Origin of the sequence: Streptomyces sp. NPDC058295, assembly GCF_042880655.1 — a bacterium.
GTDB classification, from domain to species: Bacteria; Actinomycetota; Actinomycetes; order Streptomycetales; family Streptomycetaceae; genus Streptomyces; species Streptomyces coriariae.
In genome coordinates this window covers 38,209-54,520 of sequence record NZ_JBHVYO010000040.1, presented here as the reverse complement: position 1 = coordinate 54,520, position 16,312 = coordinate 38,209, and the positions used below count along the sequence as shown (strand labels likewise).

Below are 16,312 nucleotides of genomic sequence, written 5' to 3'. Positions count from 1 at the left end.
CGGGGGCACCGTGGACGGACTGGTGGAGTTCAGGACCGACGACGGTGCCGTGGTCGCCGTCGAGGCGGTCACGGAGGGACGGCCCGGTTCCCGGCTGGTGGCCCGCGACGGGACGGTCCAGGCGGCCCGCACCTTCGAGGGCGCCCTGGAGGGCGTGCGCGCGGCCGCCGAGTCCGCGCTGCGGGTGTTCCGCGACGGGACGTTGCGGCCCGACGGGGTGGAGATCGAGTTCGGGGTGAAGCTGTCGGCGGAGACCGGCGCGATCATCGCCAAGGGCACGGCGGAGGGCCACCTCGTCGTCCGGCTGACCTGGTCGCCCTCCTCCCCCGCCGCATGAACAGCGCCGAATGGCACGCCCGGATCGAGAGCGCGGGCCAGGTGGCGGGCGCGGGCTTCCTCATCACCCCGCGCCGGGTGCTGACCTGCGCCCATGTCGTGCGGCAGGCCGACCCAGGCACCCTGACGGTGACCTTCACCGAACGCCCCGGCGCCCCCGCCGTACCGGCCCGGCTGATCGCCGACGGCGGCTGGGGCGGCGGCACCACCGACCTCGGCGACCTGGCGGTCCTGGAGCTGGCGCACGAGGTCCCGGTGGCCCCGGCCGCGCTGGCCCCCGTGGACGCCGCCCACGGCCGGCGGCCCGACCGGCCCCGCAAGCTCGTCGTCTACGGCTTCCCGGTCGGCTTCGACGAGGGCACCCTCGCCGAATACCGCATCACCGCGACGCAGTTGCTCAACCGCGAGTGGATCCAGCTGGAGGCCTGGCAGCCCGGCGGCCAGCCGCTCGCCCCCGGGTTCAGCGGTGCCGCGGTCACCCTGGCGGACACCGGTGAGGTCGTCGGCATGGTCACCGCGGCCGCCGGTGACCGGGGTGTGCACAACGGGCGGATGATGCCCACCGAGGTCATGGCCCGCTACTGGCCCGACCTGGAGGGCCTGGTCCCCACCTCCGACCACCCCACCGCCGACCGCGCCCGGCTGCGCGGACTGGTCGAACGCGCCGTGCGCGCGGGCCTGGACGGCGATCCGGGGCGGCGCGTGCGGCTCTACGAGTCCGCGCGGGGACCGTGGGACCCGGACGCGCCCGAGGAGGGGTTCGACTCGCTGTGGTCGGCGGCCCTGTTCGTGCTGTGCGAGGTCGACGGCGGCGACGCGGCGGCCACTGTCGCCCGCTTCACCGCGCATGTGGAGGCCCTGTTCCAGGCGCCCGTCGAGACGGCCGCGGCACCCGACTGGTCGCCCATCCTCGTCGACCTCCAGCACAGCGGCGCGGGCGACGGACACGTACGGGTCGAGGTGTCCGCGTACAGCGGGGGGCGCCGGCATCCGGTCGGCTCCGGCACCGTCCCGCAGGCCGGCCTGCGCGCCTTCGTGCAGGACCGGATCGAGGCCGCGTTCCGGTATCTGACGCCCGGCTGCGACGAGTTGCTCGCGTTCGCGCTACCCCGCGACTGGATCGACCTGCCCGTCGACCGCTGGGCGAGCACGCCCGACGACGACACCCCGCTCGGCTGTGTGTACCCGCTCGTCGTCACCGACCAGGCGCGCCGCCGGGCGGGTGTCCGGCACCAGCTGACCCGGGTGTGGAACCGGCTCGACGCGGCGCCCGGCGCGCGGGTGCACCGGGTCGAGTGCGGCAGCCCCGAGGAACCCCGCCGGCTCCGGGTGCGGCTGCGCCAGGACGACGCCTGTCTCGCCGGCTTCGCGACCGCCCCGGCCGCCTCCCACACCCGCCCGCACTTCGACACCTCGCTCAACGCGCCCGCGCCGATGGTCATCTGGTCCCGCGAGGGCTGCGCCGGCGGTCCCGGCGCGTCCTGCGCCGGCGGGGACGGCTGCGCGGGCAAGACGTTCCTGGACGAGCTCGACACCTGTGTGTCCGGAGTGTCGCCCGCCGAACTCCCGCGCCGGGTACTGGCGCTGCGCGAGGAGGCCGACGCGGAGGACGGCCACTGGGCGCACGACATCCAGCTGTTGTGGGACGACCCGCGCCTCTTCACCGACCCGCACGGCGACGCGGCCGGCCTCCCCCACACCCCCGTGACCTGAGCCCGCGTCCGCCCCGCCTCCATCCCCACAACCGAGCCACGAGCCGCACGAGTCACACGAGCCCCACCAGAGTTTCGGAGAACCATGCCGCACTGGTCCGTCTACACCGGGAACAGCGAGCCGCACGACGGCATCGACCGGCTGCCCGAGCCGCCGCCCTGGCGGGCGTTCGACGGCGAACCCGTCGTGCCGCCGCCGCGGGACGCCGACGACGAGGCGGCCGTCTCCCCCGACCGCGTCCACCGCGCCCGCTCGTACGTCGCCACCCCGGAGAGCGTCGAACTCGTCAACGCGGCCCTGGTGCTGCGCCGCCCGCTGCTGGTCACCGGTCCGCCCGGCACCGGCAAGTCCTCCCTGGCGTACGCGGTGGCGCGCGAGCTGGGTCTCGGCCCGGTGCTGCGCTGGAACATCACCAGCCGCTCCACGCTGGCCGACGGCCTCTACCAGTACGACCCGCTGTCCCGGCTGTACGCCGCCCGGCAGGCGGCGTGGCGCGAACGGGACGGGGAGACCGGGGGCGGGGTCGAGGACCATCTGCGTCTCGGCCCCCTCGGCACCGCCCTGCTGCCCTACGAACGCCCCCGCGCGCTCCTCGTCGACGAGATCGACAAGAGCGACCTCGACCTGCCCAACGACCTGCTGAACGTCCTGGAGGAGGGGCAGTACGAGATCCCCGAACTCATGCGCGCGGCCCGGCACTCCGCCGAGGACCTCACCGCCGGGGTGCTGGCCGACGGCTCGGACGACCCGGTCGCCGTCGCCCGGGGCCGGGTCCGCTGCCGCGCCTTCCCGTTCGTCGTCCTGACCAGCAACGGCGAGCGCGAGTTCCCGCCGGCCTTCCTGCGCCGCTGTGTCCGGCTCAAGCTGCGCCGCCCCGGCCGCGAGCAGCTCACCGAGATCGTCCGGGCCCATCTCGACACCCCGCAGGGCGAGGCGGAACACCTCATCGACCGCTTCCTGACCCGCGCCGCCGACGGCGAACTCGCCACCGACCAGCTGCTGAACGCGCTCTACCTCACCGGAGTCGCCGGTCTGGACGCCGAGTCCCGCGACGCACTGGCGGAGCGACTGATGCCGTACCTCAGCGCCACGGCGGACGGCGATGGCTTCTGAGGAGACACCGGGGGGTGACATGTCCTCCCTGGACCGGCTGACCGCCCTGCTGACGGCCGCCGCGGACACCGCGCCCACCCCCCGCGAGCTGGCCGAACTGCTGTGGCTCGCAGGGCTGTCGAGCGACCCGGAGGAGGCATCGGAGCGGCCGGAGTCGGCCGTGCCGGACGCGGCGGACTCGGCGGACGGTCGGGCCGAGCGGGACTCCGGCGGTACGCCCGACGCGGTGACCGACCGCGGGCCCGACCACGCGGACGCCGACCGTACGGCGGGGAGTACGTCGCCGAAGTCCGCGCCCGGCGACCCCACCGACCGTGTTTCGCTCCACCTCCCCACTCCCGTGCCCGCCGGCGATTCCGGTGACGGCTCCGGCGGCGGCAGCGCCGGGAGCCGGCCCGTCCTCGCGCCCGCGCCCGCGATGCTCCCGCATCCCCTCGCCCTCCAGCGGGCCCTGCGCCCGCTGAAGCGCACGGTGCCCTCGGCGCGGGCCCGTCTCCTCGACGAGCGGGCGACGGCCGACCGCATCGCCCGGCTGGGCGCCCACCCGGACGTCTGGCTGCCCGTGCTGCGTCCCGCGCGTGACCGCTGGCTGCGTCTCCACCTCGTGCACGACACCGGTCCGACGATGCCGGTCTGGCGGCCCCTGATCCGTGAACTGCACACCGCCCTCGCCCAGTCGGGCGTCTTCCGCACGGTCACCCCGCACCCGGCCACGCCCGACGGCGAGGCCCGGCAGGTTACCCACCCCGCGGACGGCCGGACGGTCACCCTGATCGTGAGCGACTGCATGGGCCCGCAGTGGCGCCCGGGACCGGCGGGCGAGCGCTGGTACCGGACCCTGCGGCACTGGGCGACCCGGATGCCGCTGGCCGTCGTCCAGCCGCTCCCGGAGCATCTGTGGCCCACGACGGCTCTCCCGGCCGAGCCGGGCCTGCTCTTCTCCGCGACCCGGGCGGCCCCGCTCTCCGCGCTCACGTTCACCCCGTACGACCCGGAGACCGCGTCCCGGCCGGGCGCGGCCCTCCCGATCCCCGTGCTGGAGCCGGGCGCGCCCTGGCTGGCCAACTGGGCGGCGCTGGTGGCGAGTCCGGGCGGCGCGCGCACCCCGGGTGCGGTGGCCTGGCTGCCACCGGCGCCCGTCCCGCCCGGGACCGCTGGGCCGGAGGCCGCCGACCCGGCCACCCTGCCCGCCCAGGACCTGGTGCTGCGCTTCCGCGCCACCGCCTCCCGGGAGGCGTTCCGGCTGGCCGGCCATCTGGCCCTGGCCGTCCCCTCGGTTCCGGTGATGCGCCTCGTCCAACGTGCCGTGAACCGCGACCCGCGCCCCCAGCACCTGGCCGAGGTGATCCTCAGCGGCATGCTGACCACCGTCCCGGGTCCGCCCGGCTCGTACGACTTCCGCCCCGGCGTACGCGAGCTGCTGCTGCGCACCCTGCCGCGCACGACACGCGGCCGCACCCGCGAACTCCTGGACCGGATCGGCGGGTTGATCGACGAACGCGCGGGCCTGGCGACGGGCGAGTTCCGCGCGGAGACAGGCGGGACCGGCGGCATGGCCGGCGCGTTCGCGACGGTGAGCGCGGAAACGGTACGCAGGCTGGGCGGAAGCATCGAGGCCCCCGCGCCCCGGCCCGAAACCCCGACCGACGCCTTGCCGACCCCCATGCCCGACGAACTCCGGCCGCATCCGGCAGGGTTGACACCCGACGCCCGCGAGACCGACCGCACCGCACCCGACCACCGGGAGGCCGAGCGGGCGTCAGCGGAACACCTGGAGACCGAACGGGCAGCGGCCGCGCAACCGGAAGCCGAGCAAGCGTCAGCCGAACGACCGGAAGCCGAGCAAGCGGCAGCCGAACAACCCGAGACCGAGCAAGCGTCAGCCGAACGACCGGAGACCGGGCATGCGGCAGCCGAACGACCGGAGACCGGGCACCTGAAGACCGGCGCGCCGGAGCCGCCGGTAGCCGAACCGCCGGGTGCCGGCACGCAGGTAAGCGAACCGCCGGTGACCGAGTCGCCGATGACCGGCGCCGGAACCGGCACGCGGCACGCACTTCTCTTCGAGGCCGGCGCCGACCTCACCGCGCGCCCCGAAGCTCGTATCACCCTCGAATACGCCGTCCATGAAGTGCTGGCCCGTGGCGATCTCACGCCTCAGCAGTACGAGGTCCATGTCCGCCCGGACGGGTATGTCGTGCGGATCCAGCCCGAGGCGTATCTGCTCCCGGTGCTCGCCGCCGCCCTGCGCGGGCTCCCCGGTCCGCTCGCCGAGCTGGCCGAACCGCCGAATCTGCGGGTGACGTTCCAGGGCGGTCCCGAGACCCCCGCGCCCGCGCAGGGCGCCGCCCCCGTCCTCCTCACCGTCCCCCCGGCCCTCTACGCGGCCTTCGCCGACAGCTCCGCCGCCTCCGGGCCGCACCGCTTCCGGCCCCTGTTCGGCGACGCCCCGGACGCCCCGCCGCTCGCCTGGTACTGCCCGCTGCCGCCGGAGGAGAGCGCGGGGGACGCGGCGGACGACCGCAACGAGCTCCGGGAGCCGGTGCGCGGGCCCTTCCTCACCCGTGACCTCCGCCAGCTGGGCATCCCCGCGCCGGGCCGCACCGCGATCGTGCACACCCGTCCCGACAGCCCGCTCACCCTCCTCGACCCCGTCCTGCCCTACGGGGGCCGCCCGCCGCGTCCGGCGACGTACTACGAGGTCGATCTGACGCCGCGGCACGTCGTCGACCGGGTCTCCCTGCCGAGCTCGGGGAAGGGCGCCTTCGTCGCCGCCGTCGAGCTCACCTGGCGGGTCGACGACCCGGTGGCGTTCGTGCGGGCGGAGACCGCGGGCGTGCGCGAGCGGCTGCTGGCGCATCTGCTGGCGGCGGGCTCGCGCATCACCCGCCACCACTCCGTCCGCCGGGCGGCCGGCGCGCAGCGGGCGGTCAACTCCCAGCTCGGCAGGTGGCCGGTGCCGGGTCTGGCGGTGACCTGCGCGGTCACGCTCGCGCCGGACTACGCGCCGCCCCCCGCGGTGCACCGGCCGGCCGGCCGTTCCGGGCGCCCGCTCCAGGACCTGCTGGCCGACGCCGAGACCGTACTGTTCGGCTTCGACGGCCCGCTGGCCCGGCTGTTCACGGCGACGACCGCGCGCGCGGCCGCCCTCGACCTGCTCAGGATCGTCGCCGAGCACCGGCACCCCGAGGACGCCCTGGCGGGCCGCCCGCCGGTCGCCCCGGGCGGCGCGGGCCGGGAGCTGTTCGTGCACCCGCTGGACGTGCTGCGGGCCTTCGCCCAGGACCGGCTGGGCCCGCTGCTGCGGGACCGTCTCGACCGGCTGGAGCTGAGCGCCGTGCCGGACGCGCCGACGACGCACCACTCCGTCGTCCTCGTCCGTACCCTGCACGACACCGGGCGCCGGGTCGGGGTGGCCACGGACGTCTGCGAAGCGGCTGTCCACCGCTATCTGGAGTCCTACCGGCTTCCGCTGCCGGCCGGCGTCCACGGCCGGGACGACGACCTCGGCCGGCTCACGCCCAGCCCGGACCGGCTGCTGGACGCCCTGCGGCCGCTCGACGCGTCCGCCGCCACCGGCGTCCTGATCGGCTCCACGCCCGCCGAGCTGGCCGCCGCCCGGGCGGCGGGACTGCGTTTTCTCGGCCTCGCGCGCAATCCCACCGTCGAGCAGGCGCTGCTCGGGGCGGGCTGTGAGGCGGTGGTCCCCTCCCTCACCCCGGTGCTGGAAGCGGCCCGCGCGCTGTAGACCGGCCGAACCGGGCGATGCACCGCCACGGGCGGCGGTACCGGCGAAAATCGGCACCGCGCGGGGCCAACTGGCCTACCCTGACGTGGATTTGGAGATCTCACGGGGATTCCGAGGGGGAAAATTCATATGTTCGGCACACCGTCAAGACGTACCGTCCTGCGCGGACTCACGGTCACCGGCGCCGCGGTGATCGGCTTCGACCCCGGCGCCCGCAGCTGGGCCGCGACCACGGCCGACGCGGACTCCGAGGCCGTCACGGAACTGGCCAGGGTTCCCCGGCTGGACGGCACGCTCGTCACGGACGACCTCGCACTCACCGCGGCGGCCGACGACTACGGGCACATCGTGCACCGGCGCCCCTCGGCGGTCCTGCGCCCGGGCTCGGTCCGTGACGTCGTCGCCATGGTCCGCTTCTGCAACGACCACTGCCTGCCGGTCGCCCCGCGCGGCCAGGGACACGCCCCGTTCGGCCAGGCGCAGGTGGAAGGCGGTCTGGTCATCGAGACCGCGCCACTGGCGGACATCGGCCCGCTGGGGCCCGACAGCACCACCGTCACCGTCGGCGCGGGCGCCAAGTGGAGCGCGGTGGCCCGGGCCACGCTCGCACACGGCCTCACCCCGCCCGTCTTCACCGACTACCTCGAACTCTCCGTCGGCGGCACCCTGTCGGTGGGCGGTCTGGGCGGCCAGGCCCACCGGTACGGCGCCCAGGTCGACAACGTGACCGAACTGCGGGTCGTCACCGGGGCGGGCGAGCTGGTGCGCTGTTCCCCGTCCCGGCGCGCCGACCTCTTCCACGCCGTGCTGGCCGGCCTCGGCCAGTGCGCCGTCATCGTCGAGGCCACCCTGCGCCTGGTCCCCGCGCCCGAGACCGTACGGCGCTACCAGCTGACCTACGACGACCTGACGGTCTTCCTCGACGACCAGCGCCTGCTGGTCCAGGACGGCCGTTTCGACTACGTCGAGGGACAGGTCCACGCGGACGCCGCCGGAACGTTCGGGGTCTACGTCCTGGAGGCGGTGGCGTACGGCCCGCCGGTGGGCCCCGCACCCGACGACACGGCACTGCTGCGCGGTCTGCGCCACGACCCCGCGAGCGCCCAGTCCACCGACCAGTCCTACTTCGACTTCCTCGACCGGCTGGCCCCGCTCATCGCCGCCATGAAGGCGGCCGGCATCTGGACGTACGCCCACCCCTGGCTCAACCTCATGCTGCCCGGCACCTCCGCCGCGGCCGTCGGCGCGCGGATCCTGGACGGGCTCACCCCGGCCGACGCGGGCCCCGGGGCCGTCATCCTCTTCTACCCCCTGCGCGGCGACCGCCTCACCACCCCGCTGCTGCGCAGCTCCGACGACGCCGTGTCGTACCTCTTCGATGTGCTGAGCGCCGCTCCGCCGGACGACACCGCCGCCGTCGACCGCCTCCTGGCGACCAACCGCGCCGCCTACGAGACCACCGCCGCGGCCGGCGGCACCCACTACCCCGTCGGCAGCATCCCCTTCACGCCCGCCGACTGGCGCACCCACTTCGGCCCGGCCTGGCCGGGACTGGAGTCGGCGAAGCGGACGTACGACCCGCAGGGGATCCTCGTCCCCGGGCAGGGCATCTTCGGCTGATCCGGCCGCGCGCCTCCCCGGCCTGACTGTATTTCATACTTACTTTGGGCAGGTGAGACAAAACCCCCATTCGGGCGCGCCTCGCCCGGCCCACCAGAAAAGGCGGCCCCCTCCCCGCCCCCGCACTATGCGAAGGAGGCCGACCGCCCGGCGGCCCACACACGAGAGGCCCGCCGGCCCGGCGAGCCCCCACGGTCTGTGCTCTCGGGAGGACCTGCGATGACCGCCAGTCTGGAGCAGCTGCGCCGCTGCCACTTCGCCGTCGACCTGGGTGCGGCGCGGACGCGGGTCTATGTGAAGGGTGCCGGGCTCGTCGTCGACCAGCCGTCCGCCGCCGCGGTGAACACCCGCACCGGTGCGCTGATCGCGGTCGGCGAGTTCGCCGAGAAGATGACCGGGCGCACGCCGCACTACATCCGCGTCGTACGCCCGGTCTCCGGCGGCACGGTCGTCGACATCGAGATGGCGCAGCGCATGCTGCGCCATCTGCTCGGCGACAAGATCCGCCGCCAGCTGCGCCGCAAGCCGTTCCTGCGCGCCGCCGCCTGCACCCCGCACGACGCCGACCCGCTCGCCCAGCGCGCCGCGATCGAGACCCTGGTGGGCCTCGGCGCCCGCCGCGTGGAGCTGGTCGACACCCTGATCGCCGCCGCCGTCGGCTGCGGGCTGCCCGTCGAACGCCCCGAGGCCACCATGATCATGGTGTGCGGGGCGGCCGCCACCCAGGTCGCCGTCCTCTCCCTCGGCTCGATCGTGACCGCCGAGCGGATCCCGGTGGGCGGTGAGGCCGTGGACCACGCGATCGTCCAGCACCTGCGCCACGAGCACGAGTTGATGCTGCCCAGCCAGTCCGTCCGGCCTCTGCAGGTCGCCCTCTCCGGCAACGGCCTCACCCCGCAGGGCCCGGCGTCCACCGAGATCCACGGGCGGGACGTCGCCACCGGCCTCGCCCGCTCCGTGCAGGTCGACACCGCGGCCGTACGGGACGCCATCGAGACCCCGCTGACCGCCGTGCTCGACGGCATCGGCAGGGTGCTGCGCGAGTGCCCGCCCGACCTGGTCGCCGACCTCGCCGACCGCGGGATCATGATGGTCGGCGGTTCCGCCCTGCTGCCGGGCTTCGACCAGATGCTGCGGCAGGCCACGGGGATGCCGGTACACATCGCGGAACGGCCCGACATCTGCGCCGCCCAGGGCCTGGGCGCCATGCTGGAGGGCAAGATCGAGCCGCTGACCCTGGACCCGCTGGGCGCCTGAGCCCGGGACCGGCCACCGTGACCGGCCCGCCGCCCTTCCCGCGCGCCGTCCTCGGCGTCAGCTCCGAGCTCGAACTGCGCGCCATCCTCCAGCGCGTCGTGGACGCCGCCGAGCTGACCGGCGCCCGGTACGCGACCCTCACCACGACCGACCCGGGCCGCGAGGACCGCACCCGCGTCCGCACCGCCGGTCCTGCCCGGGTCCCGTAGGTCGCGCGGGGGCCGGGCGCATGGGGGCTGCCATCGACGTGGACGGCGAGCCGTTCGGCCGCCTGCACCTGGCCGAGAACTCGCGGTGCACGACGACGGGAGCGCCGGGGCCACGGGGGAGGACGGGACGACCGTGACGTGGCGGGCGCCGGTGTGCGCGACCTGCGTCCCTTGCCACCCCAGAACTCCTTCGTTAAAATACGATTGCTGTATGCAAATAGAATTTCGATCGGCAAATCGGGGTTACGCGGGTCCCGCAGAGCTTCGCCCAGCGCGTTTATCGGAACACCGGGGGGATTTAATTGGGGGGTTTCCGCAGAGCCGACCGCGATCGGGCCGTGTGCATCACCGGAATGGGCTGGACCACAGCACTGGGTGACGGTCTCGACGAGGTGTGGCAGCAGCTGACGAGCGGGCGCGTGGGCATCCGGGAGTCGGCGGGTGACGGCCGTCCGCCGGCCGCCCTCCTGACGGACGGAGGTCCGGACGGAGGTCCGGACAGCGGGCCGGCCGGCGCTCCGTCCGAGCGGCAGATCTCGCTCGCCGTGTCCACCGCCACCGCCGCCCTCCGTGACGCGGGCTGCCCGGCCGGGGACATCGACACGCTGGTGCTCGGCAGCAGCCTCGGCCCACACCTGGACGACGCCGCCGAGACCTCGCCGCACACCCTGACGTCCACCGTCGCCGAACGGCTGGGGGTGGCCCGGTCCGCGTCGGTGAGCACCGCCTGCTCCTCCGGCGCCGACGCCGTGCTGGCCGGCGCGGCCCTGCTCACCGGCGGCGAGGCGGAGCGCTGTCTGTGCGGCGGCATCGACCTGCTCACCGAGGGCAAGCTCCTCGGACACCGGGCGCTCGGCACCCTCTCCGCGTCCGGCACCGTCCGCCCCTTCGACACCGACCGGGACGGCACCCTCTTCGGCGAGGGCGCCGGCTTCCTGCTGCTGGAGACCCGGGCCTCGGCCACGGCGCGCGGCGCCCGGATCCTGGGCGAGCTGCGCGGCTGGGGCGCCTCCAACGACGGCACGGGGCCGACCGCCCCCGACGAGACCGGGGGCGGCGCGGTCCTCGCCGTCCGGCGCGCCCTGGCCAGGGCCGGGGCCGACGCCCGGGACATCGCGGTGATCAACGCCCACGGCACCGGCACCCGCGCCAACGACACGGCGGAGGCGGCGTGTTACGGCACCGTCTTCGGCCCGGAGTCGGAGGCGGTGGTCTTCGCCACCAAGCCGGCCTTCGGCCACACCCTCGGCGCCACCGGCGCCCTGGAGGCCATCGCCCTGCTCCTCGCGCTGCGGCACGGCAGTGTGCCCCCGCTCCCGCACACCCGCACGGTCATGCCGGAACTGTCCCTGCCGCTGGCGGCGGACGGCCCCCGGGAGTTCACCGGCTCCCTCGGCATCAGCCTCACCCTCGGCTTCGGCGGCTTCAACACCTGCCTGCTGCTGGCGGCCGACGGGCCGCGGACCGCGGTCGGGGGCGCCGCGTGAACCCGGCGCAGTGGTGCCCCGCGGGAGCCGTGATCACCGGCTCCGCCCTGGTGGAGACCGACGACCCGGGCACGGTCGGGCGCCGCGTCCCCGGGGTGTACGCCGACCCCGTGGCCTGGCTGATGGCCGAGACCGTGGCGGCGGCGCTGGAGAACTGCGGCGCCGCCGCGCCGGGCCGGCCCGAGGAGGTCGGTGTCATCGGGGTGAGCGAGCGGGCCACGCGCCACACCCTGCGCGCGCTCGCCGAGTCCGTCCCGCGCGGCCGGGTCTCCCCCATGCGGTTCGCGGGCGCCGGGGCGGGCTCGCTCGTCGGTGTCGTCTGCTCGGCGTTCGGCTTCCACGGGCCGGTGTCGATGCTGCCCATGCCGCTCACCCCGGCCGTGCCGCTCACCAGAGCACTGTGCGGCGACTGGCTGCTCGGCGACCCGCCGAGCGCCGCGCACGTCCTGGTCGTCACCCACGAAGTCGACGACGAAGGCAAGCACCGGGCGCACTGCCTGGTCGTCAGTGGGCCGACGCCCACGCGGAGGCCCCGGAGAACATGACCTCGCAGAACACCACCCCGCGGAACATGGCCACCCCGAGCACGACGTCGCCGAGCACGCCACCGCCGAGCACGACGTCACCGAACCTGGCCGATCCGCTCCTCGAGCCCGCCGTCGTCGGCGACTTCCTGGGCCGGGTCGAGGAGCTGTCCCGTACCGAGGATCCGGGCGGCCAGGCCGGGCTGCCCGCCCTGATCGACCGGTTCGCGGCCCTGCCGGCCCCGCCCGGCGCCGTCGTCGTCATCGTGCTGCCCAACGGCATCCGGGCGCTCCGGTTCTTCTTCGCCGTCGCGCTGGCCGGACACACCCCCGTGCTGCTCTCCCCGTCCACCCCGGTGTCCCGGGTCCGCGAGGTGGCCCGCGAACTGGGCGCCTGCGCCCTGGTCAGGGCGGCCGTGCGGGCCGACGCGTACGGCGTCACCGACGTCACCCGCATCGGCGGCGCCGACGTCGGCCTCTTCACCGGCCGGCCGTATCGGCACCACGGGCCGGGCCACGTGATCCTGATGAGCTCCGGCACCTCCGGCATGGCCACCGGATGCCTGCACGGCATCGACGCCCTGCTGCGCAACGCCCGCCGCCACGGCCGTTCCCTCGGCCAGCGCGCCGCCGACACCACCCTGGTCAGCCTGCCCGTCTACTACTCCTACGCACTGGTCGCCCAGGTCCTCGGCGGCCTCGTGCACGGCTCGCGGCTGGTCATGGCGGGACCGCCGTTCTCGGTGGCCGACTACCTGGCCACGGTCGCCGGCCGGGGCGTCACCCTCTCCTCGCTCACCCCGAGCCTGATCAAGTCCGTCGTCACCGCGGGCGGCGAACTGCCCGCGCCGCTGCGCACGCTGACCGTGGGCGGCCAGGCCCTCGACCCGTCGTACGTCTCCCGCCTGCTGAAACTCAACCCCGAGCTGGGCCTGTACATCACCTACGGGCTGACCGAGGCCGGACCGCGGGTGTCCACCCTCGCCGCCCATCGGGAGCCCCCGCACCGGCACGGCTCGGTGGGGCTGCCGCTGGACGGCGTCGAGGTGCTCACCCGGCCCACCGACACCGGGGAGCGGGAACTGCTCGTGCGCTCCGACACCGTCTACCGCAGGCGGGTCGGCGAGCCCGCGCCGTCCAAGCGCGGCGATCTCATCGAGCCCGGCCTGCTGGCCACCGGCGACATCGGACACGTCGACGACGACGGGTACGTGTACGTGCACGGCCGCTCGTCGGACTTCGCGATGGTGCGCGGCGAGAAGGTGTCGACGGCGACCGTGCGCCGGGCCGCCGAGTCGCTGCCCGGGGTGGTCCGTGCCGCGACCAGGATCGCCGTCGTGGACGACGACTCCGCCGTCCTCGAGCTCGACGTCTTCGTCGACGACGCCGTACCGCCCTCCGAGGCGGAGATGCGGCGGCATCTGCGGTCCCTGCTGACCCGCAACGAACTGCCGCTGACGGTCCGGATCCAGTCGCTGCGCGCGGGCGAGCACCACAAGTGACGGGCCCGGAACCGCTCACCCTGTACTGCGTGCCGCACGCCGGCGGCTCCGCGCGCAGCTTCGTGCGCTGGCGGCGCGAGCTGCCGGCCGGGCTGCGGGCCCGGCCGCTGGAGATCGCGGGCAAGGGCCTGCGCTCCCGTGAGCCGCGGGCGGCGAGCCTGCGGGCGGCCGCCGCCGACCTCGCCCTCCGGCTGGACCCGCCCGGCCGGTACGCGCTGCTCGGGCACAGCATGGGCGGCCTGCTAGCCCACGAGACGGCTCTCGCCCTGCACGCCCTGGGCCGGCCCGCGCCCGAGTTCGTCGTGGTCGCCGCCGCCCGGCCGCCCCACCTCCTCGGCGCCTCCTCCTACGGGCCCCTGCTCGCCCTGGACGACGACGCCCTGCTCGACGCGCTCGCGGAGAACGGCCGGATCCCGATGGAGGTGCGCCGGTCACCGATGCGGCACCAGTTCGTGCCGGTCATCCGCGGCGACCTGGCACTGCTCGGCGGACACCGCCCCGACCCCGAGCCGCGGCCCGTCCCGAGCGACCTCGTCGCCTGGTGGGGCGGCGGCGACGCGGACACTCCGCCCGAGGTGATGGCCGGCTGGCGGCACTACACCCGGCGCACGCACATCGGCGAGGCCTTCGCCGGCGGCCACTTCTTCCTCCACGAACGCTTCGAGGAGGTCGCGGCCCGGCTTCTCGGCCTGGCCGCGCAGCAGCGAGCGGGCCGCTGACCGAGACCGGTCGGCGGCCCGCTCGCGAGGGGCGGTGCCAGGAGGGGGATGCCGGAGAAGCGGTGTCCGTGCTGGTCAGTGCTGGCCCTTACCGGCCCGTGCCGGCCCGTTCTGGTCAGTGCCGGCCCGTTCTGGTCAGTGCTGCACCGGACAGCCGTTCCCCCCTGCGGCTCCGCCGCGCACCGGGGCGTCGGTGTCGTGCCGGGTGCCGAGCAGCCAGTACGCGTCCTCCGCCGCCCGCCACAGTTCCGGAAAGAGCGCCAGCTGTGAGCGGGCCTCCAGCGTCGCCAGGGACCGGCCGCCCAGGCTCTGCGGCAGCTCGAGCTCGTCGTCGCCCTCCTCGTTGCCCTTGCGCAGGCCGGGCTGGCCGCCCAGCTGCGACCAGACCATGATCAGGTGGTGCTGCTTCCAGCCGAGGACACTGCCGTCCAGCCGCAGCATCGCCTCCCGCACCAGGGCCAGCGACTGCGACCCGGACGAGCGGGGTCCGTCGTAGCCGTCGTCCTGCTGGGCGATCACGTCCTGCAGGGACAGCCCGGCGCGCTCCACCGCCTGCTCGTAGGCCTTCCAGACCGGACGGGCCACCCGCCGCAGGTTGCGATAGCCGGGCGAGTCCAGGCCGGTGGCGTCCTCGGGGAGCGCGTTGCGCATCATCAGCAGGCTGTGCTGCGGCAGGTGGTCGGTGAGCAGCCGGACCGCCTGGACGGTGACCTCGCTGAGCCCGGTGGCCCGGTCGAACATGCGGACCGCCTGGTGGTACCGGTCCTGGTCCAGGTGTCCGATCGCCCGGCGCAGCTCGTAGTGGACCTGCACCCAGGCGTACTCGGTGATGAGGTGGGTGACCTGGAAGAACCGCTGGTCGGGATGTTCCGTCTCGCTCTCCGGGACGAGGGCGCCGAGAGCGTCGGTGAGACGCAGGACGTTCTCGTAGTTGCTGCCCCGGTCGAAGTCGTAGGAGAGCAGCGCGTTGGGCTCGTCCGGGTTCAGCGAGCGCTTCACCGGGTCTCCTCTTTGGTGTACTCGACCAGCCAGTGGCCGGGCAGCTCGAACTTCGTGGAGTCGGTGAGGGTGAGTCCGACGCCGGCGCCGAGGTCGCGCAGGTCGTCCATGCTGCGTTCACGGCCGCCGAGCAGGACCAGCATCAGCAGGTCGGCGTAGCTCGCCATGACGGGGTCCTTGCCGCTGTCCAGCAGCCGCTCGACGACCACGACCCGCCCGCCGGGGGCGAGCGCCGCCGAGCAGCGGCCGAGGATGCGGGCGGCGTCCCGGTCGCTCCAGTTGTGCAGGGTGTTGGCGATCAGGTAGACGTCGCCGCCGGCCGGTACCGGCTCGAAGAAGCTGCCCGCGACCAGCTCGCAGCGGTCGGACACCGCAGCGGTGACCCCGCCGGCCTCGTCGATGACGCTCGGCAGCTCCAGCAGCGTGCCGCGCAGCGCCGGGTGCTCGGTGAGCAGCTTCAGCAGCAGGGAGCCATTGCCGCCGCCGACGTCCACGACGTGCCCCACCGACGCCCAGTCGTAGATGCGGGCCAGTTCCGGCACGAGCCGGTCCGCGATCCGGGCGATGCCCGCGTTGAAGGACTTCTCGATGTCGGGGTGCGCCTCCAGGTCCTTCCAGAAGGGCCGCCCGTGCGCCTGCTCGTACACCGGCAGACCGGTGCGTACGGCGTCCATGAGCCGGCCGACGGCCGGTTCGAAGCGGGCCTCCATGGGCCGGCTGGGGTCCTCGTAGTCCAGCCAGCGGCGCAGATTGCTCGGGTGGTCGCCGAGCAGCACCCGGCCCACGTCGGTGAGCTCGTACGTCCGCTGCCGCGACGCGCTGTCGGTCGTCTCCTCGAAGAGGCCGAGGAGGCTGACGTAGTGCAGGACGCGGCCGAGGGACTGCTCGTCGGTGCCGGTCTCGGCGGCCAGGGCGGCCGCGGTCCGGTGCCCCTGCTCGACCAGGTCGGGCAGGCGGAGTGTCGCGGTCACCCGCACGGCGGTGGGGGTGAACCCGGAGCCCAGGGCGAGGATTGTGTTCAACGGGTCTTGGCGGAACACCAAAAGCCTCCAGTCGTTCTCGTTCGGTCGGTCGTTTCGCCGGGC

13 protein-coding genes are annotated in these 16,312 nt (G+C 74.8%); 11 read left to right on the top strand and 2 right to left on the bottom strand.

Features of this window, described 5'->3' with window-relative positions; all coding sequences use genetic code 11:
- Nucleotides 1–10 precede the first annotated feature (10 nt).
- The 11 genes from ACFVYS_RS33170 (at nucleotide 11) to ACFVYS_RS33120 (ending at nucleotide 14,228) form a co-directional block, all read left to right on the top strand.
- Nucleotides 11–337 carry a CU044_2847 family protein gene (locus ACFVYS_RS33170; RefSeq protein ID WP_389508119.1) on the top strand — a complete coding sequence of 109 codons (327 nt, stop codon included), beginning with the start codon at nucleotides 11–13 and terminating at the stop codon, nucleotides 335–337.
- Nucleotides 334–2,049: a trypsin-like peptidase domain-containing protein gene (locus ACFVYS_RS33165; RefSeq protein WP_389508117.1), complete on the top strand. Its 1,716-nt coding sequence runs from the start codon at nucleotides 334–336 to the stop codon at nucleotides 2,047–2,049. Before ACFVYS_RS33170 ends, ACFVYS_RS33165 begins: the two co-directional genes overlap by 4 nt.
- An 84-nt stretch (nucleotides 2,050–2,133) precedes the next feature.
- Complete coding sequence (locus ACFVYS_RS33160; RefSeq protein WP_389508115.1) at nucleotides 2,134–3,162, top strand: AAA family ATPase; 1,029 nt, start codon at nucleotides 2,134–2,136, stop codon at nucleotides 3,160–3,162.
- A 19-nt stretch (nucleotides 3,163–3,181) separates the two neighbouring features.
- Nucleotides 3,182–6,910: an SAV_2336 N-terminal domain-related protein gene (locus tag ACFVYS_RS33155; RefSeq protein WP_389508113.1), complete on the top strand. Its 3,729-nt coding sequence runs from the start codon at nucleotides 3,182–3,184 to the stop codon at nucleotides 6,908–6,910.
- Between the two features lie 129 nt (nucleotides 6,911–7,039).
- Nucleotides 7,040–8,530, top strand: coding sequence for an FAD-binding protein (locus tag ACFVYS_RS33150; RefSeq protein WP_389508111.1), 1,491 nt, complete (start codon nucleotides 7,040–7,042; stop codon nucleotides 8,528–8,530).
- A gap of 219 nt (nucleotides 8,531–8,749) precedes the next feature.
- Nucleotides 8,750–9,787 carry a rod shape-determining protein gene (locus tag ACFVYS_RS33145; RefSeq protein WP_054238174.1) on the top strand — a complete coding sequence of 346 codons (1,038 nt, stop codon included), beginning with the start codon at nucleotides 8,750–8,752 and terminating at the stop codon, nucleotides 9,785–9,787.
- Between the two features lie 17 nt (nucleotides 9,788–9,804).
- Nucleotides 9,805–9,996: a hypothetical protein gene (locus tag ACFVYS_RS33140; protein ID WP_389508109.1), complete on the top strand. Its 192-nt coding sequence runs from the start codon at nucleotides 9,805–9,807 to the stop codon at nucleotides 9,994–9,996.
- 338 nt (nucleotides 9,997–10,334) lie between these two features.
- On the top strand, nucleotides 10,335–11,483 hold the full coding sequence (locus ACFVYS_RS33135; protein WP_389508107.1) for a beta-ketoacyl synthase N-terminal-like domain-containing protein: 1,149 nt from the start codon (nucleotides 10,335–10,337) through the stop codon (nucleotides 11,481–11,483).
- 29 nt (nucleotides 11,484–11,512) lie between these two features.
- On the top strand, nucleotides 11,513–12,028 hold the full coding sequence (locus tag ACFVYS_RS33130; protein WP_389508105.1) for a hypothetical protein: 516 nt from the start codon (nucleotides 11,513–11,515) through the stop codon (nucleotides 12,026–12,028).
- Nucleotides 12,025–13,509 (top strand): class I adenylate-forming enzyme family protein, encoded by a 1,485-nt coding sequence (locus ACFVYS_RS33125; protein WP_389508103.1) that lies wholly within the window; start codon nucleotides 12,025–12,027, stop codon nucleotides 13,507–13,509. Before ACFVYS_RS33130 ends, ACFVYS_RS33125 begins: the two co-directional genes overlap by 4 nt.
- Nucleotides 13,506–14,228 carry a thioesterase II family protein gene (locus tag ACFVYS_RS33120; RefSeq protein ID WP_389508101.1) on the top strand — a complete coding sequence of 241 codons (723 nt, stop codon included), beginning with the start codon at nucleotides 13,506–13,508 and terminating at the stop codon, nucleotides 14,226–14,228. Before ACFVYS_RS33125 ends, ACFVYS_RS33120 begins: the two co-directional genes overlap by 4 nt.
- 135 nt (nucleotides 14,229–14,363) lie before the next feature.
- Here the strand turns inward: ACFVYS_RS33120 and ACFVYS_RS33115 are convergent, their stop codons facing one another.
- On the bottom strand, nucleotides 14,364–15,227 hold the full coding sequence (locus ACFVYS_RS33115) for a hypothetical protein (RefSeq protein WP_389508099.1): 864 nt from the start codon (nucleotides 15,225–15,227) through the stop codon (nucleotides 14,364–14,366).
- Nucleotides 15,224–16,249: a methyltransferase gene (locus ACFVYS_RS33110; protein ID WP_389508097.1), complete on the bottom strand. Its 1,026-nt coding sequence runs from the start codon at nucleotides 16,247–16,249 to the stop codon at nucleotides 15,224–15,226. The genes ACFVYS_RS33115 and ACFVYS_RS33110 overlap by 4 nt, the downstream gene beginning before the upstream one ends.
- Nucleotides 16,250–16,312: the final 63 nt, after the last annotated feature.

What these genes read in the sequence shown, in the direction of transcription:
- ACFVYS_RS33165 (WP_389508117.1), top strand. Translation starts at nt 334, where the DNA reads ATGAACAGCGCCGAATGGCACGCCCGGATCGAGAGCGCGGGCCAGGTG.
- ACFVYS_RS33160 (WP_389508115.1), top strand. Translation starts at nt 2,134, where the DNA reads ATGCCGCACTGGTCCGTCTACACCGGGAACAGCGAGCCGCACGACGGC.
- ACFVYS_RS33155 (WP_389508113.1), top strand. Translation starts at nt 3,182, where the DNA reads ATGTCCTCCCTGGACCGGCTGACCGCCCTGCTGACGGCCGCCGCGGAC.
- ACFVYS_RS33150 (WP_389508111.1), top strand. Translation starts at nt 7,040, where the DNA reads ATGTTCGGCACACCGTCAAGACGTACCGTCCTGCGCGGACTCACGGTC.
- ACFVYS_RS33145 (WP_054238174.1), top strand. Translation starts at nt 8,750, where the DNA reads ATGACCGCCAGTCTGGAGCAGCTGCGCCGCTGCCACTTCGCCGTCGAC.
- ACFVYS_RS33125 (WP_389508103.1), top strand. Translation starts at nt 12,025, where the DNA reads ATGACCTCGCAGAACACCACCCCGCGGAACATGGCCACCCCGAGCACG.